Source organism: Mycobacterium sp. E3339, assembly GCF_001666915.1.
Taxonomy (GTDB): domain Bacteria; phylum Actinomycetota; class Actinomycetes; order Mycobacteriales; family Mycobacteriaceae; genus Mycobacterium.
This window is the reverse complement of record NZ_LZIZ01000030.1, coordinates 24208-50659: the sequence shown is the minus strand read 5'-3', so window position 1 is coordinate 50659 and position 26452 is coordinate 24208. Positions and strand designations below refer to the sequence as shown.

The window sequence follows — 26452 nt, the reverse complement described above, 5'->3', positions numbered from 1 at the left end:
CGTCCCGGATTCCCCGACGCAACTGGTCGGTGGGGCCGGCTTCGCCACCGACTTCACCGAGGCCGAGCACCTCGAGCGGATGCTGAGCCTGGATGACGTCTTCGACCGCGACGAGCTGGTCGCCTGGAGCAACCGCGTCGAGAACGAGGTCGGCCGCGACCCGCACTACCTGTGCGAACTCAAGATCGACGGCGTCGCGTTGTCGCTGGTGTATCGCGACGGCCGCCTGGAACGCGCCGCCACGCGCGGCGACGGACGGGTGGGCGAGGACGTGACCCTCAACGCGCGCACCATCGAGGACGTGCCCGAACGGCTCAGCGCCAGTGCCGACTTCCCGATTCCCGCGGTGCTCGAGGTGCGTGGCGAGGTGTTCTTCCTGCTCGCCGATTTCGAGGCGCTCAACGCCAGCCTGGTCGAGGACGGCAAGGCGCCCTTCGCCAATCCGCGCAACAGCGCGGCCGGGTCGCTGCGCCAGAAGAACCCGGCGGTCACCGCCCGGCGCCGGCTGCGGATGATCTGTCACGGCGTCGGCCGCACCGACGGGTTCTCGCCCAAAACCCTGCACGAGGCGTACACGGCGCTGAAGGCCTGGGGACTGCCGGTGGCCGAGCAGACGACGCGGGTGCACGGGCTGGCCGCGGTCGAAGAGCGGATCGCGTACTGGGGCGAGCAGCGCTACGACCTGGCGCACGAAATCGACGGCGTGGTGATCAAAGTCGACGACTTCACGCTGCAGCGCCGGCTGGGGACGACATCCCGGGCGCCGCGGTGGGCGGTCGCGTACAAGTACCCGCCGCAGGAAGCCCAGACCAAGCTGCTCGACATCCGCGTGAACGTCGGGCGCACCGGCCGCGTCACGCCGTTCGCGTTCATGACGCCCGTCAAGGTCGCGGGGTCGACGGTGGGCCTGGCCACCCTGCACAACGCCGCCGAGGTCAAGCGCAAGGGGGTGCTGATCGGCGACACCGTGATGATCCGCAAGGCCGGCGACGTGATCCCGGAGGTGCTCGGCCCCGTCGTCGACCTGAGGGACGGGTCCGAACGCGAATTCGTCATGCCCACAACGTGTCCCGAATGCGGCACGACGCTGGCCCCCGCCAAGGAGGGCGACGCCGACATCCGTTGTCCCAACGCCCGGTCCTGCCCGGCGCAGCTGCGGGAGCGCGTCTTCCACGTTGCCGGTCGGGGCGCGTTCGACATCGAGGGGCTCGGCTACGAGGCGGCTATCGCGCTGCTCAAGGCCGGGGTGATCGCCGACGAGGGGGACCTGTTCACCCTCACCGAGGACGACCTGTTGCGCACCGAGCTGTTCCGCACCAAGGCCGGCGCCCTGTCCGCCAACGGCAGGCGGCTGCTCGACAACCTGGACAAGGCCAAGGCGGTGGCGTTGTGGCGCGTGCTGGTGGCGCTGTCCATCCGCCACGTCGGGCCGACGGCCGCGCGCGCCCTGGCCACCGAGTTCGGCAGCCTGGACGCGATCATGTCGGCGTCCACCGAGCAGCTGGCCGCGGTCGAGGGTGTCGGGCCGACCATTGCCGCCGCGCTCACCGAGTGGTTCACCGTCGACTGGCATCGCGCGATCGTCGACAAGTGGCGGGACGCGGGCGTGCGGATGGCCGACGAGCGCGACGCCAGCGTGGCCCGCACCCTGGAAGGGCTGACCGTCGTCGTCACCGGCTCACTGACCGGTTTTTCGCGTGACGACGCTAAGGAGGCGATCATCGCGCGCGGCGGGAAGGCCGCCGGTTCGGTGTCGAAGAAGACCGACTACGTCGTCGCCGGCGACTCGCCGGGCTCCAAGTACGACAAGGCGGTCGAGCTCGGCGTGCCGGTCCTCGACGAGGACGGTTTCCGCAAGCTGCTGGCCGAAGGGCCGCCGAAAAACCCGGCGGACTAGGCCCATGTCCGGTCGCCACGGCGATTCCACGACCTGCCTCAAAGCCGTTATCCCACAGGCGATTCCGGGTCAACCGGTCGTACCGCAGGCGGTTGCTCGCCGCGACCTATCACCTGGCCGTCGACGAGGCGGAGGCGCCGGACAGCTACGGTCGCGGCTCCAATCCGACGTGGGGCGGTCCCCGTCGCCGACGGGTTCGCGCGCATCTCGCTGGGCATCGAAGACACCGAGGATCTCGTCGCCGACATCGGGCAGGCGCTCGCGGCCATCCGGCGATAAATTAGCCCGCATCGCCCCGGCAGTCCTATCGTGGGCGCTATGACCCAGACGGCCGAGGCGTACGCGCAGACGTCACCGTGGTCGCCCCGTGAGGGCGAGATTCTGGCGGTGACGCTGCGCCTGCTGCAGGAACACGGCTATGACCAGCTGACGATCGACGCCGTCGCCGCGGCCGCCCACGCGAGCAAGGCCACCGTGTATCGGCGCTGGGCCTCGAAGGCCGAATTGGTGTTGGCCGCCTTCATCGAAGGCGTGCGCCTGGTCGCCGTCGCACCCAACACCGGCACGCTGCGCGGCGACCTGCTGAGCCTGGGGGAGACGTGTGGTCAGCATGGCCGCGAGCACGCCAGCACCATTCGCGCGGTGATGGTCGAGGTGTCGCGGCACCCGGCGCTCAACGACGCCATGCAGGAGCAATTCCTCAAGCAACGCAAGGCGTTGCTTCAACATGTCCTGCGCCAAGCCGTCGACCGCGGTGAGATCACCGAGGACGTGATCAGCGACGAGCTCTGGGATCTGTTGCCCGGCTATCTCATCTTCCGGTCCATCATTCCCGGCCGGCCGCCTACTCGTCGCACCGTCCAAGCGCTCGTGGACGGGTTTCTCATCCCGGGCTTGACCAGAACCAAGGGGTAACGCAGCGTTAACCGCCGAAGCGGAATGTGTACGCTCGCGTCTCTTGTGCAGTACGGTCCCGTACCGTACTGTCATAGCTGTCGATCACGCCCGGCCCGCCCTGGGGGTCGGGGGTGATCTGGTCGCCCGATGATCGAAAGGTGAACGGGTGAAGGGGATTTCGATGACCTCACTGGTCAGGCGAGGGTGGATGGTGCTGGTCGCGGTGTTGGTCGTCGCGCTCGCCGGCTTCGCCATCTATCGCCTGCACGGAATCTTCGGCTCGCACGACACCACGTCGGCCAACAGCGGCCTCTCGAACGAGATCGTCCCGTTCAATCCCAAACGGGTGGTGCTCGAGGTCTTCGGCGCGCCCGGCGCGACCGCGACCATCAATTACCTTGATGTCAACGCCCAGCCCCAGCAAGTCAAGGACGCGACGCTGCCCTGGTCGTTCACCATCACCACGACGGAGCCGGCCGTCCTCGGCAACGTCGTCGCGCAGGGCAACGGCGACACCCTCGGCTGCCGCATCACCGTCAACGGCGAGGTGAAAGACCAACGCACCGTTGACAAAGTCGACGCCTACACCTACTGCCTGGACAAGTCCGGATGAGCGACCAGCACGAGTCGCGGAGCTTCGTCCCGCGCACCATCCGCCGGCTGGCCTTGCCGATCCTGCTCTTCTGGGTGGCGCTGGCCGCGATCACGAACATCGCGGTGCCGCAGCTGGAAGAGGTTGGCAAGACCCACAACGTCGCGCTGAACTCACCCGACGCACCGTCGCTCAAGGCGATCAAGCGCATCGGCGAAAAGTTCCACGAATTCGACACAGACAGTTCGGCGATGATCGTGCTGGAAGGTGACCAGCCGCTCGGCGCGGACGCGCACCGCTTCTACGACGAGCTGGTCCGCAGGCTCGGGCAGGACCGCAAGCACGTCGAACACGTGCAGGACTTCTGGGGTGACACCCTGACCGCGGCCGGGTCGCAGAGCGGCGACGGCAAGGCCGCCTACGTCCAGCTGTTCCTCGCGGGCAACCAGGGCTCGGCATTGGCCAACGAGGGTGTCGGCGCGGTGCGCGACATCGTCGAGCACCTGAAGCCGCCGCCGGGGGTGCGGGCGTATGTGACCGGCGCGGCGCCGCTGATTTCCGATCAGTTCGACGTCGGCAGCAAGGGAACCGCGAAGGTCACCGCGATCACCGTCGGCGTGATCGCCGTAATGCTGTTCTTCGTCTATCGGTCCGTCCTCACCACGCTGCTGGTGCTCGCCACGGTCTTGATCGAGATGTCCGCGGCCCGAGGCCTTGTCGCGTTTCTCGGAAACGCCGGCGTCATCGGGTTGTCGACCTACGCGACGAACCTGTTGACGCTCTTGGTGATCGCTGCGGGAACCGACTACGCGATCTTCTTCGTGGGCCGTTACCAGGAGGCGCGCGGCACCGGCGAGGATCGCGAAAAGGCCTTCTACACCATGTATCACGGCACGACGCACATCGTGCTGGGTTCCGGGCTCACCGTCGCCGGCGCGGTCGCCTGTCTGAGCTTCACCCGGCTGCCCTACTTCCAAAGCCTGGGCATCCCCGCCGCGCTGGGCATCGTCGTCGCGCTTTGCGCCGCGCTCACCCTGGGGCCGGCCATCCTCACCCTGGGCGCCAAGGTCGGCATCTTCGACCCCAAGCGGGCGATCAGAACCCGCGGCTGGCGGCGGATCGGCACCGCCATCGTCCGCTGGCCGGGGGCCGTGCTCGCCGCGGCCTGCGCGCTGGCGCTGGTGGGGCTGATCGCCTTGCCCGGGTACAAGACCAGTTACGACACCCGCCCCTACATGCCCGCCAGCGCGCCGGCCAACATCGGGTACACCGCGGCCGAGAAGCATTTCTCGCGGGCCCGGCTCGAGCCCGAATTGCTCATGGTGGAAACCGATCACGACATGCGCAACCCGGAAAGCATGCTCATCCTGGACAAGGTGGCCAAGGCGGTGTTCCACGTTCCCGGCGTGGCGCAGGTGCAGACCATCACCCGGCCCTTGGGCACCCCGCTGGTGCACAGCTCGCTCGCGTTCGTGGTCAGCAATTCCAGCGCGGCGCAGCAGGAAAACCTGACCTACCAACAAGATCGGGCCAACGACGCCCTCAAGCAGGCCAACGAGCTGAACAAGACCATCAACATCTTGAGGCAGCAATACGTATTGCAGCAGCAACTCGCCAACACCACCCACGACGAGACGCAGAGCTTCCACGACACGCTCGGCACGATCCAGGATCTGCGCGACAAGATCGCGAACTTCGACGACTTCTTCCGGCCGGTCCGCAGCTACTTCTATTGGGAGCGGCACTGTTACGACATCCCGGTCTGCTTCGCGTTCCGCTCGCTGTTCGACGCGCTCGACGGCATCGACCAGCTCACCGAGAAGTTCGAAAACCTCACGGCCTCCCTCGACCAGCTCGACGCGCTGCAGCCGAAACTGGTGGCGCTGATACCGCCGCAGATCGACAGCCAGCAGACCAATCGCGATCTGACGCTGGCCAATTACGCCACGCTGTCCGGCATTTACGCGCAGACCGCTGCCGCGATCGACAACGCGACGGCGTTGGGGCGGGCGTTCGACGCGGCCAAGAACGACGACACGTTCTATCTGCCGCCCGAGGTGTTCAACAATCCCGACTTCAAGCGCGGGCTCAAGCTGTTCCTCTCGCCGGACGGCAAGGCCGCTCGCATGATCGTCACCCATGAGGGCGATCCGGCCACGCCCGCGGGCATTTCGCACATCGATCCCATGGCCAAGGCGGCGCACGAGGCGCTCAAGGGCACGCCGATGGCGGACGCGGGAGTCTATCTGGGCGGAACCGCCGCGACGTACAAGGACATTCAGGACGGCGCCAAGTACGACCTGATGATCGTGGCGTTCGCCGCGCTGAGCCTGATCCTGCTGATCATGATGATCATCACCCGCAGCCTGATCGCCGCGCTGGTCATCGTCGGCACGGTGGCCCTTTCGTTGGGCGCCTCGTTCGGGCTGTCAGTCCTGGTGTGGCAATATCTCTTCGGCATCCAGCTGTACTGGGTGGTGCTCGCGCTGGCGGTGATCCTGCTGTTGGCGGTCGGGTCCGACTACAACCTGCTGCTGATCTCCCGGTTCAAGGAAGAAATACACGCCGGCTTGAACACCGGCATCATCCGGGCGATGGCGGGCTCCGGATCGGTGGTCACCTCCGCCGGCATCGTCTTCGCGGTCACCATGTGTGCGTTCGTGTTCAGCGGATTCCAGGTGCTCGGCCAGATCGGCACCACGATCGGCCTCGGCTTGCTGTTCGACACGCTGATCGTGCGCTCGTTCATGACCCCTTCTGTCGCAAGGATTCTCGGTCGCTGGTTCTGGTGGCCGCAGCGGGTTCGCCCGCGTCCGGCCAGCACCATGCTCCGGCCCTATGGGCCGCGTCCCGCGGTGCGTCAGCTGCTGCTATGGGAGGACGACGACCCGGTGGTGGCGGCGCCAGCGCGCTAGCGCAGCATCGTGGCCACGATGCCGGCCAGGTAGCCTAGGCGGGCCACCTCCGACGGCCGAAACTCCGGGCCCGGGCGCCCCAGCACCACCGCCGTGTGCGGGTCCCCCAGCGGGGCGGCGACCATCGTGGTGTCCATGTCGCGCCACGCCTGCGGCACCCACTCGGCGGCGCCGTCCAACGTCGCGGCGCGTTCGATCGGGAGCCACGGGGCCGAAACCGCCCGCGTCTCCGGCGCGCCCCGGCTGGACGCCAGGCGCTGAAGCTCGTCGCCCGCACCGCGCACCACGGTGCACCAACTGACGCGCAGCACCCGGGGCGCCTCGTTGGCCAGCACCTGCAACCGCGACGCGCTGTCACCGGCCGCGGCGACGTGGTCGAGCAGCTCCAGTTCGCGATGGGCTTCGAGCAGCCCGGTGTGCGGACGCACGCTGTCCACCCGCACACCCGCAAGCGACTCCGCCGCGGTGATCAGCGTGTCCGGCATCGCCCCCGGCGGCAGCTCGATCACCAGGTCGTCGATCGCGTACCCCGAGCTGCGCTCCACCACGTCGAGCGACAAGATGTCGGCGCCCACCGAACCGAGCGCCACGGCCAGCGAGCCCAGGCTGCCTGGGCGGTCGACCAGCTCGATGCGCAATAGATAGGACGGCACGGCCAACACTGTCGCACAGCGAGGTGTCCACTGCATTTCTGCGGATAACCGGCGGGCCTGAACCCGGCCGCACCCTCGCGGCTAGGCTTTCGGATCGTGTCTGGAATCTCCCGCGACGAGGTGGCGCACCTGGCGCGGCTGTCCCGCCTGGCGCTGACCGATGCCGAGCTGGACAGCTTCGCCGGCCAGCTCGACGCCATCCTCACCCACGTCAGCCAGGTGCAGGCGGTCGACGTCACCGGCGTCGAAGCGACCGACAACCCCCTCAAGGACGTGAACGTCACCCGCCCGGACGAGCCGACCCCCTGCCTGACCCAATCCGAAGCGCTGGCCGAGGCGCCCGAGGCCGCCGACGGCCGCTTCGCGGTGCCGCAGATCCTGGGGGACAGCGAGTGAACGAGATCATCCGATCCGACGCGGCGACCCTGGGCGCGCGAATCGCCGCCAAGGAGCTGTCGTCGGTCGAGGTCACCCAGGCGTGCCTGGAGCAGATCGCCGCGACCGACGACCGGTACCACGCCTTCTTGCACGTGGCCGCCGACGAGGCGTTGGGGGCGGCGGCCGTGATCGACGAGGCGGTGGCCGCGGGCGAGCGCCTGCCGTCGCCGCTGGCCGGGGTGCCGCTTGCGCTCAAGGACGTGTTCACCACCGTCGACATGCCCACCACCTGCGGGTCCAAGATCCTCGAGGGCTGGCGTTCGCCCTACGACGCCACCGTCACCACGCGGTTGCGCGCCGCGGGGATCCCGATCCTGGGCAAGACCAACATGGACGAGTTCGCAATGGGCAGCTCGACGGAGAACTCCGCCTACGGTCCGACCCGCAACCCATGGAACCTCGACCGGGTGCCCGGCGGCTCCGGCGGCGGCAGCGCGGCGGCGCTGGCCGCGTTCCAGGCGCCGCTGGCCATCGGATCCGACACCGGCGGCTCCATCCGGCAGCCCGCGGCGCTGACCGCGACGGTCGGGGTCAAACCCACCTACGGCACCGTGTCGCGCTACGGCCTGGTGGCGTGTGCGTCGTCGCTGGATCAGGGCGGCCCGTGCGCGCGCACAGTGCTGGACACCGCGCTGTTGCACCAGGTGATCGCCGGTCACGACACCCGCGACTCCACCTCCGTCGAGGCGTCGGTGCCCGATGTCGTCGGCGCCGCCAGGGCCGGGGCGGCGGGGGACCTCAAGGGCGTGCGAGTCGGCGTGGTGAAGCAGTTGCGCGGCGACGGCTACCAGCCGGGGGTGCTGGCCTCGTTCGAGGCCGCCGTCGCGAAACTGACCGAACTGGGCGCCGAGGTGAGCGAGGTGGACTGCCCCCACTTCGAATACGCGCTGGCCGCCTACTACCTGATCCTGCCCTCGGAGGTGTCGAGCAACCTGGCCCGCTTCGACGCCATGCGCTACGGGCTGCGCGTCGGCGACGACGGCACGCACAGCGCCGAGGAAGTGATGGCGCTGACCCGCGCCGCCGGATTCGGGCCGGAAGTCAAGCGGCGCATCATGATCGGCACCTACGCGCTGTCGGCCGGTTACTACGACGCCTATTACAACCAGGCGCAGAAGGTGCGCACATTGATCGCGCGCGACCTGGACCGGGCGTACGAGTCCGTCGACGTGGTGGTGTCGCCCGCGACGCCGACCACCGCCTTCCCGTTGGGGGAGAAGGTGGACGATCCGCTGGCGATGTACCTGTTCGACCTGTGCACGCTGCCACTGAATCTGGCCGGCCACTGCGGCATGTCGGTGCCATCGGGGCTGTCGCCCGACGACGACCTGCCGGTCGGCCTGCAGATCATGGCGCCCGCGCTGGCCGACGACCGCCTCTACCGCGTCGGCGCCGCCTACGAGGCCGCCCGCGGGCCGCTGCCGTCGGCCATCTGACTTTCGCTGCCGTGCCGGTGGCGTGCAAGGCAAGATAAGGGCATGCGGATCGGAATTCTCACCGGAGGCGGCGATTGCCCGGGGCTGAACGCCGTCATTCGGGCCGTGGTGCGCACCTGCGACGCCCGGTACGGCTCGTCGGTGGTCGGGTTTCAGGACGGGTGGCGCGGGTTGCTGGAAAACCGGCGCATCCAACTGCAGAACGACGACCGCAACGACCGGCTGCTGGCCAAGGGCGGCACGATGCTGGGCACCGCCCGGGTGCACCCGGACAAACTGCGCGCCGGGCTGGACCAGATCAAGCAGACGTTGGACGACAACGGCATCGATGTGCTCATCCCCATCGGCGGTGAAGGCACCCTGACCGCCGCGCACTGGCTGTCGGAGGAAAACGTGCCGGTCGTCGGCGTGCCGAAGACCATCGACAACGACATCGACTGCACCGACGTCACTTTCGGTCACGACACCGCGCTGACGGTGGCCACCGACGCCATCGACCGGCTGCACAGCACCGCCGAATCGCATCAGCGGGTGATGCTGGTCGAGGTGATGGGCCGGCACGCCGGCTGGATCGCGCTGAACGCCGGCCTGGCGTCCGGCGCGCACATGACGCTGATTCCCGAGCAGCCCTTCGACGTCGAGGAGGTGTGCCGGCTCGTCAAACGCCGCTTCCAGCGCGGGGATTCGCACTTCATCTGCGTGGTCGCCGAGGGAGCCAAACCCGTACCGGGTTCAATCTCGTTGCGCGAGGGCGGACTTGACGAGTTTGGCCACGAAAAGTTCACCGGTGTCGCCGCGCAGCTGGGCGCCGAGGTGGAGAAGCGGATCAACAAGGACGTCCGGGTGACCGTGCTGGGCCATGTCCAGCGCGGGGGCACGCCGACGGCGTATGACCGGGTGCTGGCCACGCGGTTCGGCGTCAACGCCGCCGACGCCGCACACGCGGGGGAGTACGGCCAGATGGTGTCGCTGCGGGGGCAGGACATCGGGCGGGTGGCGCTGGCCGACGCGGTGCGCCAACTCAAGCTGGTACCCGAGAGTCGCTACGACGACGCCGCTGCCTTCTTCGGCTGAGGCGCGGCCGACACCGCCGTAATTTGCCGGTTTCGACGCGCCGGCCCGGATTCGTGGTTTCCGAACCGCTTGTCGGGGGTTATACCGGGGGTATGCGCAACCGCGGTTCGATTCGCGGAGACGTTCAGCAGCCCGCGTCGTCGGCGGGGCCGCCGCGCCCGCCGGTTCGTCCGCAGCGCGCCCCCAGCTGGCTCGACGTCGACTCCAGGGCGGCCACCATGCCGCAGTCCTATCGGGCGATGCCGTCCGTGCCCCGGCCGAAAACACCGGCTCGACCTGCGCCTTTAGTTCCACGACCGCGCGCACCGAGGCCGGCGGGCGGCACGGCCCTCGACGGGCTCGAGCAGGGCGACCCCAGCGCTTCTGCGGGCTTCAACTGGCGCGACGTGATCCACCGGGTGACCGGGGTCGACCTCGGTCCCGGCAAGGCCGCGCAGTACATGGACGACCTGCGCGACCGGATCCGCGCGGACGTGGGCGGCGCGTTTCCCATCGCCGTTCTCAACCTCAAGGGCGGCGTCGGCAAGACGGCGGTGGTGGAGGCGCTCGGGTCGACGTTCGCCGAGGTGCGTCATGACCGGATCGTCGCCGTCGACATCGACGCCGGGGACCTGGCCGAGCGCCATGGCCGGCTGAACCCGCTGGGCATGGCGGACCTGCTCACCGATAAGACGGCCGCGAGTTACGCGGACATCCGCGCGCGCACCTACATGAACAATTTCGGCCTGGAAGTGCTCGGCCTGCCGGACTACGCGCACACCGACTGGCGGCTCGAGCGCCACGACGTGGTCAAAGCGCTTTCCCTGCTGCGCAACCACTACTCGGTGGTGCTGTTGGACTGCGCCAAGGCGCTCAACTCGGGCGTGATGGACGCCGTCTTGCCCGAGGCGCGGGCGCTGGTCGTGGTGACCAGCACCTCGATCGATGCGATACGAAAGACGGCGACCACGCTGGATTGGTTGGGCAACAACGGATATCAGGCTTTGGTGCGGTGCACGATCCTGGCGGTCAACCACGTCGAGCCGGCCAAAGTGGGGGTGTTGGCCGCCAACGAAATCGACCGATTGTCCGCGCGCGTCGCCGCGACGGTGGTGCTGCCGTTCGATCGGCACATCCACGAAGGCAAGCAGATCGAACTGGATCGACTGAGCAAGGAAAGCCGGCGCTGTTACCTCGAGATGGCGGCCGTGCTGGCGGATATGTTCCCGGGCAGGGGCGCCGAGCCCAACCGATTCCCGGTGTCACGCTCGCCGCACTGGCCCTGAGCTTCGCCCGGCTCCGCCGCGCTCGCGGTCACCACTGGGTCTGATGGTGGTGACCCGCTTCGCCCGGCTCCGCCGCGCTCGCGGTCACCACTGGGTCTGATGGTGGTGACCCGCTTCGCCCGGCTCCGCCGCCCTCGCGGTCACCACTGGGTCTGATGGTGGTGACCCGCTTCGCCCGGCTCCGCCGCCCTCGCGGTCACCACTACGATCGACGGCATGAGTCTTGCCGCCAGTGCCGATCTCATGGATTACGACGAGGTCATCGCCCGTTTCGACCCCGTCCTCGGCCTCGAGGTGCACGTCGAGCTGTCGACGGTCACCAAGATGTTCTGCGGCTGCTCCACCGCGTTCGGCGCCGAACCCAACACCCAGGTCTGCCCGGTGTGCCTCGGACTGCCGGGGTCGCTGCCGGTGCTCAACCGCACCGCGGTGGAATCGGCCATTCGGATCGGGCTGGCGCTGAACTGCGAGATCGTGCCGTGGTGCCGCTTCGCCCGGAAGAACTACTTTTACCCGGACATGCCGAAGAACTACCAGATCTCCCAGTACGACGAGCCGATCGCCATCAACGGCTACCTGGACGCGCCGCTCGAAGACGGCAGCACCTGGCGGGTCGAGATCGAGCGCGCGCACATGGAGGAAGACACCGGCAAGCTGACCCACCTGGGAAGCGAGACCGGCCGCATCCACGGCGCGACGACATCGCTGCTCGACTACAACCGCGCCGGCGTGCCGCTGATCGAAATCGTGACCAAGCCCATCGTCGGCGCCGGCGCCCGGGCGCCGCAGATCGCCCGCGCATACGTCACTGCCTTGCGAGACCTGTTGCGCGCCTTGGGCGTATCCGATGTCCGGATGGACCAGGGCTCGATGCGTTGCGATTCCAACGTGTCGCTGATGCCGACGGGAACCACCGAGTTCGGCACCCGCACCGAGACCAAGAACGTCAACTCGCTGAAAAGCGTTGAGGTCGCGGTCCGTTACGAAATGCAGCGGCAGGCAGCCGTGCTCGCGTCCGGCGGCCGGATCATCCAGGAGACCAGACACTTTCACGAGGCGGGATACACCAGCCCGGGCCGCGCGAAGGAGACCGCTCAGGACTACCGCTATTTCCCCGAGCCCGACCTGGAACCCGTCGCGCCCAGTCGCGAGTTGGTCGACCAGCTGCGCCAGACCATCCCGGAGCTACCGTGGCTGAGCCGCAAGCGAATCCAGCAGGAATGGGGCGTCTCCGACGAGGTGATGCGCGATCTGGTCAACGCCGGTGCCGTGGAACTGGTCACCGAGACCGTCAAGCATGGCGCCGCCAGCGAGCAGGCGCGCGCCTGGTGGGGAAACTTCTTGGTGCAGAAGGCCAACGAGGCCAACATCAGCCTGGACGAACTGGCCATCACGCCGGCTCAGGTCGCCGCGGTGATCGCCCTGGTGGACGAGGGCAAGCTGTCCAACAAGCTGGCCCGCCAGGTCGTGGAGGGGGTGCTGGCCGGCGAGGGCGACCCCGAGCAGGTGATGAGCGCCCGCGGTCTCGAGCTGGTGCGCGACGATTCGGTGACCCAGGCGGCGGTCGATGAGGCGCTGGCCGCCAATCCCGATGTGGCGGAAAAGATCCGCGGCGGCAAGGTGGCCGCGGCGGGCGCGATAGTCGGCGCGGTGATGAAGGCCACCCGCGGGCAGGCCGACGCGGCGCGGGTGCGCGAACTGGTGCTGGCCGCCTGCGGGCAGGGTTGACGAAGGCCTAGCTTTCGCTAGGTCTTATCGTCGTTGTTGCGCGGGAAGCCGCCGCCCTGCGGGAACAGCGGGAACACCACGTCGTCGAGCTTTTCGGCGTCCCCGGCGGTCTTGTTGACCGTTGCGCCCCAGACGTTTCCGTCCGGCGACATCCGCAGCGCCCACGCGTGGGCGTGCGTGTCCTTGCGCACCACGTCGGGTTCGCCGGTGACCGCGCCCGTCGCCGGAGCCAGCCGCACGGCCACCGTGAGCTTCGTGTTGATGAGGTTGACCAGCACCGTCCCGTCCATCGCGGCGCAGCCGGCCACCCCGGGCTTGTCCGGCCAGGTCCACACCGTGGAGACCTCCGAGGCTTTGGTGATGCGCTGCAACCGGTCCGCCGTCGGCGTGCGGTCGGCGACGTAGAGCGAGCCGTCCACCGGGTCGATGCACAGGCCGCCGCCGGAGCCCACACCCGACAGCGCCGTCGTCGGCGGCGCTTGACCGATGGTGGTCGGCTGCTCGATCCGAAGGACCTTGCCGGCCAGCGATTTGGGGTCGGCGGCCGCCGCGGGGTTACCCGCGTCGCCGGTCATCACCACCAACGTGGTGGGGCTGGTGAAGATCAGTGCCCCGCTGTTGCCGGTCGCGCCCTTGGGGATCCCGGTGAGGATGTCCTTGGGGATGTCGCCGTCGGCGATCCGGATCACCCGATTGTCGGTCGGCGTGCTGACGTAGGCGTACATCAGCCGATCTTGGGTGTAGGTCGGCGACAGCACGATGTCCATCAGGCCGCCGTCCCCGGACGGGTCGACCGGGATGACCATCTTCACCTTCGGCTCGGCGCTGACCGAGATCTCCTTGACGGCGCCGGTGGTGCGCTCGGCGACGAGCGCGGTTTTGCTGTCCGGCCCCATGATCAGGCCGCTGGTGCTCTCCAGGCAGCCCTGCATGACGCCCGGCGCCGGGCATGCCTTCGGGAAGGGTGTGGGTGGCAGCGGCGGCGGCGGGGGAGGCGTCGAGCTGGGTTGGGGCTTGAGCTCGGGGTTGGTGGTGAACGGCTGCGATTGCGCGTCGTTGAACCGCGCGCACCCGCTCGCGACCAGCATCGTCGCGCAGAGCGCGGCGATCCCGCACCGAACCGAGCGCCGTAGTCGCATGACCGACAGGCTACGGATAGTGCGCCCGCCGCCGCCACACGCATGCGCCGGGCCGGCTGGGGCGGCATGATCGGCACCCTATTCTCGGCGGCCTGAGCCGCCGGATTCGGCCGTTTTCGACCGCCCGCAGCGTCCCACACGGCCAATCCGGGCTTGTTTGGCGGGCAAACAGGCGATTGCCTGGCGAAAGCGCCGCTCAAATCCCCAATTCAGCGCCAACTGCCCTTACCCTGACACCCGTGACCAGTCAACCGAATGACGGACATTGGCAGCGGCCCGGCGAATCCCCGGAGCCAACCCCGGGACGGCCCGCCACGGCGCGCGTGGTCGACCCCGAAGACGACTTGACGCCCGTCGGTTACCCCGGCGACTTCAACCCCTCCACCGGAACCACCACCGTCATCCCCTACATGGGTGACCACGCCGGCGCGGCCGGGTCCCGGGCGGCGGGTTACCACGTGCTCGATCAGCAGGAGCCCCTGCCCTACGTGCAGCCGCAGGAGTCCCGGCACGCGGCCGCCGAGCCCGCCGAGATCGACGGGGACGAACACCACGGCCGGTTGCACGAAGTCGGCCGGCGTGGAACCCAGCACCTGGGTTTGCTGATCTTGCGGGTCGGCCTCGGGGTCGTGCTGGCGGCGCACGGGCTGCAGAAGCTGTTCGGCTGGTGGGGCGGCTCCGGCGTCGGCGGGTTCAAGAACTCGCTGTCCGACGTCGGCTACCAGCACGCCGACATCCTGGCCTACGTCAGCGCCGGCGGTGAGCTCGTCGCGGGCGTGCTGCTGATCCTGGGGCTGTTCACCCCGGTGGCCGCGGCGGGTGTGCTGGCGTTCCTGATCAACGGCATGCTGGCCACCATCACGGCCCGCCCGCATCCGCACACCTTCACGTACTTCCTGCCGGACGGCCACGAATACCAGATCACGCTGATCGTCCTGGCCGTCGCGGTCATCCTGTGCGGACCCGGCCGCTACGGTCTGGACGCGCGCCGGGGCTGGGCCCACCGGCCCTTCATCGGGTCGTTCGTCGCCCTGCTGGTCGGCATCGCCGCCGGCATCGCCGTGTGGGTGCTGCTCAACGGGGTCAACCCGATCGCCTGACCGTCACTGATAGGGGTTGGGCACGCGTCCCGCGCTGGCCTGCGTCAGCTCCGGAAGCGTCGAGAACGTCACCGCGGGCAGGCGCAGCTCCGCGCCGCTCTTGAGGTGCGCGCGGGCCCAGGAGCCGCGGTGGAAGCGCAGCCCGTCGATCTCGTCCCACGGCATCGTCTGGCTGCCCAGCAGCGTTCGGACGGTCACGCCTTTGTCGTCGGCGACGGTGCGCAGCCGCACGATCATGGCCGACAGCAGCAGGGGAATCAGCAGCAGCGGCGCCGAGGGCGGCCACAGCATCACCGGTATCAGCAACCCCAGCGTGGTGAATCCGACCGCCAGGTGAGCGATCGGGGACACCTTGATCACGACGGGTGTGTTCGAAGACGAACCGGTAGCCACCCGACCATCATTTCACCCGTCGCGATGCACCGGACCTCCGCGCGAGCGGGCGGTAGCGGATTTGACTGCTGAGCTGTGCGAAGGCTACCGTCGGACGTTATGGATACCGCCGGACAGCCCGGGATGCTCGTAGTAATTAGTCGGCGCGTTGGTGCCTGACTAGCCTCTCGGCATTTGAAGCTATCCAGACCAACGCGCAACCCTCGTGCAGCAGAAGAGCTGTCGGGGGTTTTTTGTTGCCCCAGCGAGACTCCCAGAGTGAATAAGGACAAAAGACAGTGAGCGCACCCACCAGGCAGCACGCCACCTCGCCACAGCGTGCCGCCGACGTCGCCTCCGACGCGGCGGAAACTCCCGCCGCCGCCCCCGCCAAGAAGCCGAAACGCGTTGGGCCCGAGCAGCTTACCGGCGCCCAGTCGGTGATCCGATCGCTGGAGGAGCTCGACGTCGAGGTCATCTTCGGCATCCCCGGTGGCGCGGTCTTGCCGGTCTATGACCCGCTGTTCGACTCGAAAAAGCTTCGCCACGTGCTGGTTCGGCACGAGCAGGGCGCCGGCCACGCCGCCAGCGGCTACGCCCACGCCACTGGCAAGGTCGGGGTGTGCATGGCCACGTCGGGCCCCGGCGCCACGAACCTGGTCACCCCGCTGGCCGACGCGCAGATGGATTCGGTGCCCGTCGTCGCCATCACCGGCCAGGTCGGGCGCACGCTGATCGGCACCGACGCGTTCCAGGAAGCCGACATTTCCGGCATCACGATGCCGATCACCAAGCACAACTTCCTGGTCCGCTCCGGCGACGAGATCCCGCAGGTGATCGCCGAGGCCTTCCTCATCGCGTCCTCGGGCCGCCCGGGTGCGGTGCTCGTCGACATCCCCAAGGACGTCCTTCAGGGCCAGTGCACGTTCAGTTGGCCGCCGCGCATGGATCTGCCCGGCTACAAGCCCAACACCAAGCCGCACAACCGGCAGATCCGCGAGGCCGCCAAGCTGATCGCGGCGTCCAACAAGCCGGTGCTGTACGTCGGCGGCGGCGTCATCCGCGGCGAGGCGACCGAGCAACTGCTCGAGTTGGCCGAGCTGACCGGCATTCCCGTCGTGACCACCCTGATGGCGCGCGGCGCGTTCCCCGACAGCCATCGCCAGCACATGGGCATGCCCGGCATGCACGGCACGGTCGCCGCGGTGGCGGCGCTGCAGCGCAGCGACCTGCTGATCGCGCTGGGCACCCGCTTCGACGACCGGGTCACCGGGAAGCTCGACACCTTCGCGCCGGAGGCGAAAGTCATTCACGCCGACATCGACCCGGCCGAGATCGGCAAGAACCGCCACGCCGACGTGCCGATCGTCGGCGACGTCAAAGCGGTCATCACCGACCTGATCGCCATGCTGCGTCACTACGACGTCCCCGGCAACATCGACATGACGGAATGGTGGGCCTACCTGGACAGCGTCCAGTCCACCTACCCGCTGAGCTACGGCCCGCAGAGCGACGGCAGCCTCGGACCGGAATACGTCATCGAGAAGCTGGGCCAGATCGCCGGTCCGGACGCCGTGTACGTCGCCGGCGTTGGGCAGCATCAGATGTGGGCGGCGCAGTTCATCTCCTATGAGAAGCCGCGCACCTGGATCAACTCCGGCGGGCTGGGCACCATGGGGTTCGCCATCCCGGCGGCCATGGGCGCCAAGATGGCTCGCCCCGAGGCCGAGGTGTGGGCCATCGACGGCGACGGCTGCTTCCAGATGACCAATCAGGAGTTGGCCACCTGTGCGATCGAGGGCGTGCCGATCAAAGTGGCGCTGATCAACAACGGGAACCTGGGCATGGTGCGCCAATGGCAGACCCTGTTCTACGAGGAGCGGTACTCGCAAACCGACCTGGCCACCCACTCGCACCGCATCCCGGACTTCGTGAAGCTGGCGGAGGCGCTGGGATGCGTCGGATTGCGTTGCGAGCGTGAGGAAGACGTCGAAGACGTGATCAACCAAGCCCGCGCGATCAACGACCGTCCGGTGGTGATCGACTTCATCGTCGGCGCCGACGCGCAAGTCTGGCCGATGGTGGCCGCCGGCACCAGCAACGACGAGATTCAGGCCGCGCGCGGCATTCGTCCCCTGTTCGGCGACGAGAGCGAAGGGCACGCCTGATGAACACGCACACGCTGTCGGTGTTGGTCGAGGACAAACCCGGTGTGCTCGCTCGGGTGGCGGCGCTGTTCTCGCGGCGCGGATTCAACATCGAATCGCTGGCCGTCGGTGCCACCGAGCAGAAAGACATGTCGCGCATGACGATCGTGGTCGCCTGCGACGAGACACCGCTCGAACAGGTCACCAAGCAGCTCAACAAACTGATCAACGTCATCAAGATCGTCGAGCTGGACGAGGACACGTCGATGTCCCGGGAGCTGGCGCTGATCAAGGTGCGCGCCGACGCCGGCAGCCGCAGCCAGGTGATCGAAGCGGTAAACCTGTTCCGCGCCAAGGTGATCGACGTATCCCCGGAGGCGCTGACGATCGAGGCGACCGGTGATCGCGGCAAGATCGAGGCGCTGCTGCGGGTGTTGGAGCCGTTCGGTATCCGCGAAATCGTCCAGTCCGGAGTGGTGTCGTTGTCCCGCGGTCCGCGCGGCCTGGGCGCGAAATAGCCACGGCCAAGTAATACACAAGGAGATATTGAAAAAGTGGCACTAGAAATGTTCTACGACGACGATGCCGACCTCTCGATCATCCAGGGGCGCAAGGTCGGGGTGATCGGTTACGGCAGCCAGGGGCACGCGCACTCGCTGAGCCTGCGCGACTCCGGTGTGCAGGTGCGCGTCGGGCTCAAGGAGGGTTCGAAGTCGCGGGCCAAGGTCTCCGAGCAGGGCCTGGAAGTCGACACCCCCGCCGAGGTGGCCAAGTGGGCCGACGTCATCATGCTGCTGGCGCCCGACACGGCGCAGGCCGACATCTTCAAGAACGACATCGAGCCCAACCTCTCCGAGGGCGACGCGCTGTTCTTCGGCCACGGGCTCAACATCCACTTCGACCTGATCAAGCCGCCCGGCAACGTCACCATCGCGATGGTCGCGCCGAAGGGGCCCGGCCACCTGGTGCGTCGCCAGTTCGTGGACGGCAAGGGCGTGCCCTGCCTGATCGCGGTCGACCAGGACCCGACCGGCGAGGGTGAGGCGCTGGCGCTGTCCTACGCCAAGGCCATCGGCGGCACCCGCGCCGGCGTCATCAAGACCACCTTCAAGGACGAGACCGAGACCGACCTGTTCGGTGAGCAGGCCGTGTTGTGCGGTGGCACAGAGGAATTGGTGAAGACCGGTTTCGACGTGATGGTGGAGGCCGGTTACCCGCCGGAGATGGCCTACTTCGAGGTGCTGCACGAGCTCAAGCTGATCGTGGACCTCATGTACGAGGGTGGCATCGCCCGGATGAACTATTCGGTGTCCGACACCGCCGAGTTCGGCGGGTACCTGTCGGGCCCGCGGGTCATCGACGCCGGCACCAAGGAGCGGATGCGCGAGATCCTGCGCGACATCCAGGACGGCACGTTCACCAAGAAGCTGGTCGCCAACGTCGAGGGCGGCAACAAGGAGCTCGAGCGGCTGCGTAAGGAGAACGCCGAGCACCCGATCGAGGTGACCGGCAAGAAGCTGCGCGACCTCATGAGCTGGGTCGACCGGCCGATCACCGAGACGGCGTAGTCTTACGCGGGCCGCCGGTCCGCGAAACTGAAACCACGGCGACCGTTTACGGCGTGTCGTGTGCGTGGTTTAAGTGTCGCGAAGGCGGCCCGCGACCGACACCACCCGGCGCGCCAAGTGCTCCAGGGCATTCTCGGTCGCCTCGTCGAACTCGTGGATGTTGTCGTGCGTCGACACCAGGCTGACCCCATACGGATTGCCGTCGACGAACTTGCACGGGTCGGTGTAGCCGGGCGGGACGATGATGCCGCCGAAATGCATCAGCGTGATGTAGAGCGAAAGCAGCGTGGTTTCCTGACCGCCGTGCAGCGTGTTGGACGACGTGAAGGCCGCGTACACCTTGTCGGCGAGCTTGCCCTCGGCCCACAACCCGCCCAGCGAGTCCAGGAAGTTGCGCAATTGCGCGGCGGGAGAACCGAAGCGGGTCGGCGAACCGAAGATCACCGCATCCGCCCACACGATGTCCTCACCCGTCGCCGCCGGAAGGTCCTTCGTCGCTTGATAATTGGCGGTCCAGGCCGGGTTCTGGGCGAACGATTCCGGGTCGCGGGTCTCGGCGACGTGCCGAAGGCGGACTTCGGCGCCGGCGGACTCGGCCGCGGCGGCCACGCGTTGCGCCATCGCGGCGTTATGCCCGGTCGCCGAATAGTAGATGATCGCGAGTTTGGTCATCAGCGCATCGTAGGACCTCACGACCCGCGCCCAACCGCCGTCGGTGCAGGTTACGGCAGTGGTGAGCCCGTCGATGCCCGCCAAACGCAGCCGATAGGCTGGCCGGGTGAATCTGCCTGTTGTATTGATCGCCGACAAACTCGCCCAATCGACCGTCGCCGCCCTGGGAGACCAGGTCGAGGTGCGCTGGGTGGACGGGCCGGACCGGGAGAAGCTGCTGGCCGCGGTGCCGGAGGCCGACGCGCTGCTGGTGCGCTCGGCCACCACCGTCGACGCCGAGGTGCTGGCGGCCGCCGCCAAGCTCAAGATCGTGGCCCGCGCCGGGGTGGGGCTGGACAACGTCGACGTGGACGCCGCGACCGAGCGCGGCGTGCTGGTGGTCAACGCCCCCACCTCGAACATTCACAGCGCCGCCGAGCACGCGTTGGCGCTGCTCCTGGCGGCCGCCCGGCAGATCCCGGCCGCCGACGCCTCCCTGCGCGAGCACGCCTGGAAGCGGTCGTCGTTCAACGGCACCGAGATCTTCGGCAAGACGGTCGGCGTGGTGGGCCTGGGCCGGATCGGGCAGTTGGTCGCCCAGCGCTTGACCGCCTTCGGCACCCACCTGGTGGCCTACGACCCCTACGTGTCGCCGGCCCGGGCCGCGCAGCTGGGCATCGAACTGCTGCCGCTCGACGACCTGTTGGCCCGCGCCGACTTCATCTCGGTCCACCTGCCGAAGACGCCCGAGACGGCGGGCCTGATCGGCAAGGAAGCGCTGGCGAAGACCAAGCCGGGCGTCATCATCGTCAACGCCGCCCGCGGCGGCCTGATCGACGAGGCTGCGCTGGCCGAAGCGGTGAGCAGCGGACACGTGCGGGCGGCCGGCATCGACGTGTTCGCCAAGGAGCCGTGCACCGATAGCCCGCTGTTCGAGCTGCCCCAGGTGGTGGTGACCCCGCACCTGGGTGCGTCGACCTCCGAGGCCCAGGACCGGGCGGGCACCGACGTCGCCGAGAGCGTCAAGCTCGCGCTGGCCGGGGAATTCGTTCCCGATGCCGTCAACGTCGGCGGCGGTGTGGTCAACGAGGAGGTGGCGCCCTGGCTGGACCTGGTGCGCAAGCTCGGGGTACTTGCAGCCTCGCTGTCCGACGGGCCGCCGGTATCGGTGTCGGTTCAGGTGCGCGGCGAGCTGGCGTCCGAAGACGTTGAGGTGCTGAAGCTTTCGGCTCTGCGTGGGCTGTTCTCGGCGGTGGTCGAGGGTCCGGTCACCTTCGTCAACGCGCCGGCGCTGGCCGAAGAGCGCGGCGTCAGCGCCGAGCTCACCACGGCCTCGGAAAGTCCGAACCACCGCAGCGTCGTCGACGTCCGCGCCGTCGCTCACGACGGCACCGCCGTCAACGTCGCCGGCACGCTGTCGGGGCCGCAGTTGGTGGAAAAGATCGTGCAGATCAACGGCCGCAACTTCGATCTGCGCGCCCAGGGCACCAACCTCGTGATCAACTACGCCGACGAGCCCGGGGCGCTGGGCAAGATCGGCACCCTGCTCGGTTCGGCGGGCGTGAACATCCAAGCCGCGCAGCTGTCCGAGGACGCCGAAGGCCCGGGCGCGACGATCCTGCTGCGGCTGGATCGGGACGTGCCGAGCGAGGTGCGGTCGGCGATCGGCGCGGCGGTGGGCGCGAACAAGCTTGAGGTGGTTGATCTTTCGTGAAGCTCGCGGTGATCGGCGGCGACGGCATCGGGCCGGAAGTCACGGCCGAGGCCGTTAAGGTCCTCGATGCGGTGCTGCCCGGCGTCGAAAAGACCGAATACGACCTGGGCGCCCGGCGGTATCACGCCAGCGGTGAACTGCTGCCGGAATCGGTGCTCGCCGAGCTGCGCCAGCACGACGCCATCCTGCTCGGTGCGATCGGCGATCCGTCGGTGCCCAGCGGCGTTCTGGAGCGGGGCCTGTTGCTGCGGTTGCGTTTTGAGTTGGATCATCACGTCAACCTGCGACCGGGGCGGCTGTATCCCGGGGTGAGCAGCCCGCTCGCCGGGAACCCCGACATCGACTTCGTCGTCGTGCGCGAGGGGACCGAAGGCCCATACACCGGCACGGGTGGTGCGATCCGAACTGGCACGCCCCACGAGGTGGCCACCGAGGTAAGCCTCAACACGGCCTTCGGCGTGCGCCGCGTGGTGGCCGACGCATTCGAACGCGCGCAGCGTCGCCGCAAACACCTGACGCTGGTGCATAAGACCAACGTGCTGACCTTCGCCGGGAAGCTGTGGGCGCGGATCGTCGCCGAGGTCGGGGAGGAGTACCCCGGCGTCGAGGTCGCCTACCAACACGTCGACGCCGCCACCATTTTCATGGTCACCGACCCCGGGCGCTTCGATGTGATCGTCACCGACAACCTGTTCGGCGACATCATCACGGACCTGGCGGCGGCGGTGTGCGGCGGAATTGGCTTGGCCGCCAGCGGAAATATCGACGCCACCCGGACCAATCCATCGATGTTCGAGCCGGTGCACGGCAGCGCGCCGGACATCGCGGGTCAGGGCATCGCCGACCCGACCGCCGCGATCATGTCGGTGGCGTTGCTGCTCGCCCACCTCGGTGAGGACGAAGCCGCTAGCCGGGTGGACCGGGCCGTTGAGACCTATCTGGCGACACGTGGGCACGAACGGCTCGCCACCACCGAAGTCGGCGAACGGATTGCCGCCGCGCTGTAGTTTCCAGTCCGGGCGGGAGCAACCGCGCCGGCACCAGCGGCACCGCTGCGACCGGGAACAGCCCGCACAGTATCCACGCGTTCGGATATTTCGCGGCCGTGATGAGCGCGCCGAACAGCGGTGGCGCGACGCCCGCCATCACTCGTTGGGTGGTGTTCTGGATGCCCAGCGCGCGGCCACTCCAGAAGGGTCCGGCGAATTCGGTGATGGCCGTGGCCTCCAACCCGTTGTCGAGCACGGCGATCACCGAGATCACGACCATCAGGGGCGCCTGATAGCCCGAGTTCAGAAAGTCGGCCCAGGCCAATAGGAACAGGGTGACGGCGGCGGCGATCGCGATGATGCGGACCGGTCGCATTCGCGATCCCACCCGGTCCGACCAGCGGCCCACCAGGACGCGGCCGATCGCGCCCAGCAGCTGCGAGAGGGTGACGAGGCTGCCGGCGGCCGCGACCGACCAGTGCAGATTCTTGATCAGCCACACCAGCATGAATGTCACGGTTACCGTCTGCGGCACCATCATTAGACCCGCCACGGCGTGAATTCGCCACAGTGTCAACGATCCTCGGTACGGGCTGGCGAGTTCCGAGAGGGTAGCGTCGGCCCGCGGCTTTCGGGGCGGATCGATGATGCCGACCGCGCTGGCTACCGCGCCCAACGCGCACGCCAACGCGGTGAACCTGAGCCCCGAGCCGGGGCCGTGCTCGGCCAACTCCGGAATCACCAGCGCCCCCAAGGCGATTCCGAGGGGTTGCGCGGTTTGGCGGAAGCCCATGGCCAGGCCGCGTTGCTGCGGCGGGAACCATGCCGACACCAGCCGCCCGCCGGCGGTGTTGCAACTGGCCGCGGCCATGCCGCCGAGGAACAGGTAGACGGCCATCAGCACCATCGAATGCGCGGACGCCGCCGCGAAGGCCGCCACCGCGGTGAGCGCCGAGCCTGCGGCCATCACCAGTCGCTCGCCCACCCGGTCCAGTACGTAGCCCCACAGCACCAGGGTCACCACCATGCCCCAACTGGGCATCGAGGACAGCAGACCGGCCTCGTCGAGCGGGATTCCGCGCGCTGATTGCAGCGAGGGAATGAGGAACGCGACACCGTTGATGAAGAGGAAGGAACTCGCGGTGGCGATTAGCGATACCACCATGATGGACCAGCGCCCGGCCGCGCCCAGCTCGCGCGTGGAGGCCGCGTCCGTTTGCATTCCCCATGCTTGCACAGCCGGGTGAAAATGCTGGTGAGGCTTGCGCGACGGCCTCGCGCCGCGCCCGGTCCCCCGCAAGCGGGAGGTGCCCCCAACGCCGCGCTCGCGGCCGTCACTAGGCTCAACGAAATGCGCCTTGGTCGAATCGCCAGCCCCGACGGTGTCGCCTTCGTCAGCATCGAGGGCGAACTCGCCGATCCCGCCGCAATGGTCGCCCGAGAGATCGCCGAGCATCCGTTTGGCACGCCGAACTTCACCGGCCGGTCGTGGCCGCTTGCCGATGTGCGGCTGCTGGCCCCGATATTGGCGAGCAAGGTGGTCTGCATCGGCAAGAACTACACCGATCACATCGCGGAGATGACCGAGCTGACCGGCCCGGCGGCACCGGACCCCATCATCTTCCTCAAGCCCAACACGGCCATCATCGGCCCGAACGTGCCGATTCGGTTGCCGGCCAACGCATCACCGGTGCACTTCGAGGGGGAGTTGGCGGCCGTCATCGGCAGGCCCTGCAAGGACGTCTCGGCCGCCGAGGCCGCCGACAGCATCCTCGGCTACACCATCGGCAACGACGTGTCGGCCCGCGACCAACAGAAGGCCGACGGACAGTGGACCCGGGCGAAGGGGCACGACACCTTCTGCCCGGTCGGGCCGTGGATCGTCACCGATGTCGATCCCGCGGACCTCGAAATCCGAACCGAGGTCAACGGCGAGGTCAAGCAACACAGCCGGACCTCGCTGATGATCCACGACATCGGCGCGATCGTCGAATGGATCTCGGCCGTGATGACGCTGCTGCCGGGCGATCTGATCCTGACCGGAACGCCCGCCGGCGTCGGTCCGATCGAGGACGGCGACACCGTCGCCATCACCATCGAGGGGATCGGCACGCTGTCCAATCCCGTGGTCCGTAAGGGAAAGTCGTGACCGACGAAACGAAAGTCCGCGTCAGGTTCTGCCCGTCGCCCACGGGCACCCCGCACGTCGGGATGGTCCGCACCGCGCTGTTCAACTGGGCCTATGCCCGGCACACCGGCGGCACCTTCGTCTTTCGCATCGAAGACACCGACGCCGAACGTGACAGCGAGGAAAGCTATCTGGCGCTGCTCGACGCGCTGCGTTGGCTCGGCCTGGACTGGGACGAGGGCCCGGAGGTCGGCGGGCCCTACGGCCCGTACCGTCAGTCGCTGCGCAAAGAGATCTACCGCGACGTGGTGGCCAAGCTGCTCGAGGCGGGCGAGGCCTACTACGCGTTCTCGACCCCGGAAGAGGTTGAGGCGCGCCACATCGCGGCGGGCCGCAACCCGAAACTGGGTTACGACAACTTCGACCGGCAGCTGACCGACGCGCAGCGCGCCGCGTTCCTCGCGGAGGGCCGCAAACCGGTGGTGCGGCTGCGGATGCCCGACGAAGACCTCGGCTGGAACGACCTCGTGCGCGGGCCCACCAACTTCGCCGCGGGCTCCGTGCCGGACTTCGCGTTGACCCGCGCCAACGGAGATCCGTTGTACACCTTGGTCAATCCGTGCGACGACGCGCTGATGAAAATCACCCACGTGCTGCGGGGCGAGGACCTGCTGCCGTCGACTCCGCGGCAGCTCGCGCTGTACCAGTCGCTGATCCGGATCGGCGTCGCCGAGCGCATCCCGGAGTTCGCCCACCTGCCAACGGTATTGGGGGAGGGAACCAAGAAACTCTCCAAGCGCGACCCGCAGTCGAACCTGTTCGCCCACCGCGATCGCGGCTTCATCCCCGAGGGGCTGCTCAATTACCTCGCGCTGCTCGGCTGGGCCATCGCCGACGACCACGACGTGTTCAGTCTCGACGAGATGGTGGCCGCCTTCGACGTCGTGAACGTCAATTCCAATCCCGCGCGGTTCGACCAGAAGAAGGCCGACGCGCTCAACGGCGAGCACATCCGGATGCTCGAGCCGGCGGACTTCGCCGGTCGGTTGCGTGCCTACTTCGAGGCGCACGGCCACCGCCTCGGATTGGATGACGCGGCGTTCGCCACGGCCGCGGACCTGGTGCAGACGCGCATCGTCGTGCTCGCCGACGCGTGGGAGCTGCTGAAGTTCCTCAACGACGACGAATACGAGATCGACCCCAAGGCCGCCGCCAAGGAACTCGGTGCGGACGCGGCCGCGGTGCTGGACGCGGCGCTGACCGCGCTGGACGGCGTGGCGGACTGGACCACCGCCGACATCGAGTCCGCCCTCAAGGCCGCGCTCATCGACGGCCTGGGCCTCAAACCGCGCAAGGCCTTTGGCCCGATCAGGGTCGCCGCCACGGGTACGACGATCAGCCCGCCGTTGTTCGAATCGCTGGAGCTGCTCGGCCGCGACCGCAGCCTGCTGCGGCTACGCGCCGCGCGCGAAACGGTCGGCGGGTAGGCGACGACCTCGCGTGCGGATTGTGTGCCGAGTGTTTGGTAGTCTGCACTGCGGTTTACAAAGGCCGACAACGGCGGGCAGCGGCGGTCTACCGAGCAGGGTGAGAAGGCTCAGGATGGCCGCTGACCAGCGGTTTTAGGCAGCCAATGGGGTATGGTGTAATTGGCAACACAGCTGATTCTGGTTCAGCCATTCTAGGTTCGAGTCCTGGTACCCCAGCAAAATCGCGCCACCTCAAGCGATTAGGTGGGCTTTTAGGGTG

Annotated in this window: 22 protein-coding genes, 1 tRNA gene and 1 pseudogene; 19 read left to right on the top strand and 5 right to left on the bottom strand. The window is 68.2% G+C overall.

Translation table 11 applies throughout. The features are described from left to right. The 5 genes and pseudogenes from ligA to A5702_RS02390 all read left to right on the top strand — a co-directional run. A partial coding sequence (gene ligA / locus A5702_RS02405) for an NAD-dependent DNA ligase LigA (RefSeq protein WP_068217920.1) occupies positions 1–1897 on the top strand: 1897 nt, incomplete at its 5' end. 4 nt (positions 1898–1901) lie between these two features. Continuing rightward, a pseudogene (locus A5702_RS27215) lies at positions 1902–2070 on the top strand (cystathionine gamma-lyase); the annotation flags it as partial. Between the two features lie 145 nt (positions 2071–2215). Continuing rightward, positions 2216–2812, top strand: a complete 597-nt coding sequence (locus tag A5702_RS02400; RefSeq protein WP_055404826.1) for a TetR/AcrR family transcriptional regulator — start codon at positions 2216–2218, stop codon at positions 2810–2812. Positions 2813–2975: 163 nt separating this feature from the next. Then, positions 2976–3407: an MmpS family transport accessory protein gene (locus A5702_RS02395; protein ID WP_197281306.1), complete on the top strand. Its 432-nt coding sequence runs from the start codon at positions 2976–2978 to the stop codon at positions 3405–3407. Then, positions 3404–6301 carry an RND family transporter gene (locus A5702_RS02390; RefSeq protein ID WP_068217917.1) on the top strand — a complete coding sequence of 966 codons (2898 nt, stop codon included), beginning with the start codon at positions 3404–3406 and terminating at the stop codon, positions 6299–6301. The genes A5702_RS02395 and A5702_RS02390 overlap by 4 nt, the downstream gene beginning before the upstream one ends. Here A5702_RS02390 and A5702_RS02385 read toward each other — a convergent pair. After that, entirely contained in the window at positions 6298–6954 is a 657-nt protein-coding gene (locus tag A5702_RS02385; protein WP_156669458.1) for an amino acid-binding protein, read from the bottom strand. The two genes, A5702_RS02390 and A5702_RS02385, sit on opposite strands and share 4 nt — an antisense overlap. A gap of 96 nt (positions 6955–7050) precedes the next feature. On the opposite strand from A5702_RS02385, the gene gatC reads away from it, so the two are divergent. From gatC to gatB, 5 genes are all read left to right on the top strand, one after another. Further along, positions 7051–7350: an Asp-tRNA(Asn)/Glu-tRNA(Gln) amidotransferase subunit GatC gene (gene gatC / locus A5702_RS02380; RefSeq protein ID WP_055404830.1), complete on the top strand. Its 300-nt coding sequence runs from the start codon at positions 7051–7053 to the stop codon at positions 7348–7350. Continuing rightward, on the top strand, positions 7347–8828 hold the full coding sequence (gatA, locus tag A5702_RS02375; protein WP_068217914.1) for an Asp-tRNA(Asn)/Glu-tRNA(Gln) amidotransferase subunit GatA: 1482 nt from the start codon (positions 7347–7349) through the stop codon (positions 8826–8828). Before gatC ends, gatA begins: the two co-directional genes overlap by 4 nt. Positions 8829–8870: 42 nt before the next feature. After that, on the top strand, positions 8871–9902 hold the full coding sequence (locus tag A5702_RS02370; protein ID WP_067822785.1) for an ATP-dependent 6-phosphofructokinase: 1032 nt from the start codon (positions 8871–8873) through the stop codon (positions 9900–9902). Positions 9903–9994: 92 nt separating this feature from the next. Then, positions 9995–11167, top strand: coding sequence for a MinD/ParA family protein (locus A5702_RS02365; RefSeq protein ID WP_068217912.1), 1173 nt, complete (start codon positions 9995–9997; stop codon positions 11165–11167). Between the two features lie 216 nt (positions 11168–11383). Beyond that, a complete protein-coding gene (gene gatB / locus A5702_RS02360) occupies positions 11384–12895 on the top strand; it encodes an Asp-tRNA(Asn)/Glu-tRNA(Gln) amidotransferase subunit GatB (protein ID WP_068217909.1) in 1512 nt (503 codons plus the stop codon). Between the two features lie 17 nt (positions 12896–12912). Here gatB and A5702_RS02355 read toward each other — a convergent pair whose 3' ends face one another. Further along, positions 12913–14034, bottom strand: a complete 1122-nt coding sequence (locus A5702_RS02355; protein ID WP_082955918.1) for a sorbosone dehydrogenase family protein — start codon at positions 14032–14034, stop codon at positions 12913–12915. A gap of 239 nt (positions 14035–14273) precedes the next feature. On the opposite strand from A5702_RS02355, the gene A5702_RS02350 reads away from it, so the two are divergent. Then, positions 14274–15134: a DoxX family protein gene (locus A5702_RS02350; protein ID WP_068217904.1), complete on the top strand. Its 861-nt coding sequence runs from the start codon at positions 14274–14276 to the stop codon at positions 15132–15134. A gap of 3 nt (positions 15135–15137) precedes the next feature. Here the strand turns inward: A5702_RS02350 and A5702_RS02345 are convergent, their stop codons facing one another. After that, complete coding sequence (locus A5702_RS02345) at positions 15138–15494, bottom strand: PH domain-containing protein (protein WP_068217902.1); 357 nt, start codon at positions 15492–15494, stop codon at positions 15138–15140. 311 nt (positions 15495–15805) lie between these two features. Between A5702_RS02345 and A5702_RS02340 the strand changes: the two genes are divergently transcribed. The 3 genes from A5702_RS02340 to ilvC are packed head-to-tail and all read left to right on the top strand — an operon-like array spanning position 15806 to position 19221. After that, complete coding sequence (locus A5702_RS02340; RefSeq protein WP_068217899.1) at positions 15806–17674, top strand: acetolactate synthase large subunit; 1869 nt, start codon at positions 15806–15808, stop codon at positions 17672–17674. Beyond that, the gene (ilvN, locus tag A5702_RS02335) at positions 17674–18171 is read left to right on the top strand and encodes an acetolactate synthase small subunit (protein ID WP_055403321.1); all 498 of its coding nucleotides are present in this window, start codon (positions 17674–17676) and stop codon (positions 18169–18171) included. Before A5702_RS02340 ends, ilvN begins: the two co-directional genes overlap by 1 nt. Before the next feature lie 48 nt (positions 18172–18219). Further along, complete coding sequence (gene ilvC / locus A5702_RS02330; protein ID WP_156349549.1) at positions 18220–19221, top strand: ketol-acid reductoisomerase; 1002 nt, start codon at positions 18220–18222, stop codon at positions 19219–19221. A 69-nt stretch (positions 19222–19290) separates the two neighbouring features. Here ilvC and wrbA read toward each other — a convergent pair whose 3' ends face one another. Beyond that, positions 19291–19893 carry an NAD(P)H:quinone oxidoreductase gene (wrbA, locus tag A5702_RS02325; protein ID WP_068217931.1) on the bottom strand — a complete coding sequence of 201 codons (603 nt, stop codon included), beginning with the start codon at positions 19891–19893 and terminating at the stop codon, positions 19291–19293. Between the two features lie 106 nt (positions 19894–19999). On the opposite strand from wrbA, the gene serA reads away from it, so the two are divergent. Next, positions 20000–21586 (top strand): phosphoglycerate dehydrogenase, encoded by a 1587-nt coding sequence (gene serA, locus A5702_RS02320; protein ID WP_055403318.1) that lies wholly within the window; start codon positions 20000–20002, stop codon positions 21584–21586. Next, the gene (locus A5702_RS02315; protein ID WP_067822762.1) at positions 21583–22593 is read left to right on the top strand and encodes a 3-isopropylmalate dehydrogenase; all 1011 of its coding nucleotides are present in this window, start codon (positions 21583–21585) and stop codon (positions 22591–22593) included. The genes serA and A5702_RS02315 overlap by 4 nt, the downstream gene beginning before the upstream one ends. Here A5702_RS02315 and A5702_RS02310 read toward each other — a convergent pair. Beyond that, positions 22493–23797 carry an MFS transporter gene (locus A5702_RS02310; protein WP_068217896.1) on the bottom strand — a complete coding sequence of 435 codons (1305 nt, stop codon included), beginning with the start codon at positions 23795–23797 and terminating at the stop codon, positions 22493–22495. The two genes, A5702_RS02315 and A5702_RS02310, sit on opposite strands and share 101 nt — an antisense overlap. A 129-nt stretch (positions 23798–23926) precedes the next feature. Between A5702_RS02310 and A5702_RS02305 the strand changes: the two genes are divergently transcribed. The 3 genes from A5702_RS02305 (at position 23927) to A5702_RS02295 (ending at position 26409) form a co-directional block, all read left to right on the top strand. Next, a complete protein-coding gene (locus tag A5702_RS02305; RefSeq protein WP_067903300.1) occupies positions 23927–24724 on the top strand; it encodes a fumarylacetoacetate hydrolase family protein in 798 nt (265 codons plus the stop codon). Further along, a complete protein-coding gene (gltX, locus tag A5702_RS02300) occupies positions 24721–26190 on the top strand; it encodes a glutamate--tRNA ligase (RefSeq protein WP_082955917.1) in 1470 nt (489 codons plus the stop codon). Before A5702_RS02305 ends, gltX begins: the two co-directional genes overlap by 4 nt. 147 nt (positions 26191–26337) lie before the next feature. Continuing rightward, positions 26338–26409 (top strand) — tRNA-Gln (locus A5702_RS02295). Positions 26410–26452: the final 43 nt, after the last annotated feature.

Coding starts and splice junctions, on each gene's coding strand:
- ilvC (WP_156349549.1), top strand. CDS start 18,220: ATGTTCTACGACGACGATGCCGACCTCTCGATCATCCAGGGGCGCAAG.
- A5702_RS02310 (WP_068217896.1), bottom strand. CDS start 23,797: ATGCAAACGGACGCGGCCTCCACGCGCGAGCTGGGCGCGGCCGGGCGC.
- A5702_RS02395 (WP_197281306.1), top strand. CDS start 2,976: ATGACCTCACTGGTCAGGCGAGGGTGGATGGTGCTGGTCGCGGTGTTG.
- wrbA (WP_068217931.1), bottom strand. CDS start 19,893: ATGACCAAACTCGCGATCATCTACTATTCGGCGACCGGGCATAACGCC.
- A5702_RS02355 (WP_082955918.1), bottom strand. CDS start 14,034: ATGCGACTACGGCGCTCGGTTCGGTGCGGGATCGCCGCGCTCTGCGCG.
- A5702_RS02370 (WP_067822785.1), top strand. CDS start 8,871: ATGCGGATCGGAATTCTCACCGGAGGCGGCGATTGCCCGGGGCTGAAC.
- A5702_RS02305 (WP_067903300.1), top strand. CDS start 23,927: ATGCGCCTTGGTCGAATCGCCAGCCCCGACGGTGTCGCCTTCGTCAGC.
- ilvN (WP_055403321.1), top strand. CDS start 17,674: ATGAACACGCACACGCTGTCGGTGTTGGTCGAGGACAAACCCGGTGTG.
- gatB (WP_068217909.1), top strand. CDS start 11,384: ATGAGTCTTGCCGCCAGTGCCGATCTCATGGATTACGACGAGGTCATC.
- A5702_RS02400 (WP_055404826.1), top strand. CDS start 2,216: ATGACCCAGACGGCCGAGGCGTACGCGCAGACGTCACCGTGGTCGCCC.
- A5702_RS02365 (WP_068217912.1), top strand. CDS start 9,995: ATGCGCAACCGCGGTTCGATTCGCGGAGACGTTCAGCAGCCCGCGTCG.
- A5702_RS02390 (WP_068217917.1), top strand. CDS start 3,404: ATGAGCGACCAGCACGAGTCGCGGAGCTTCGTCCCGCGCACCATCCGC.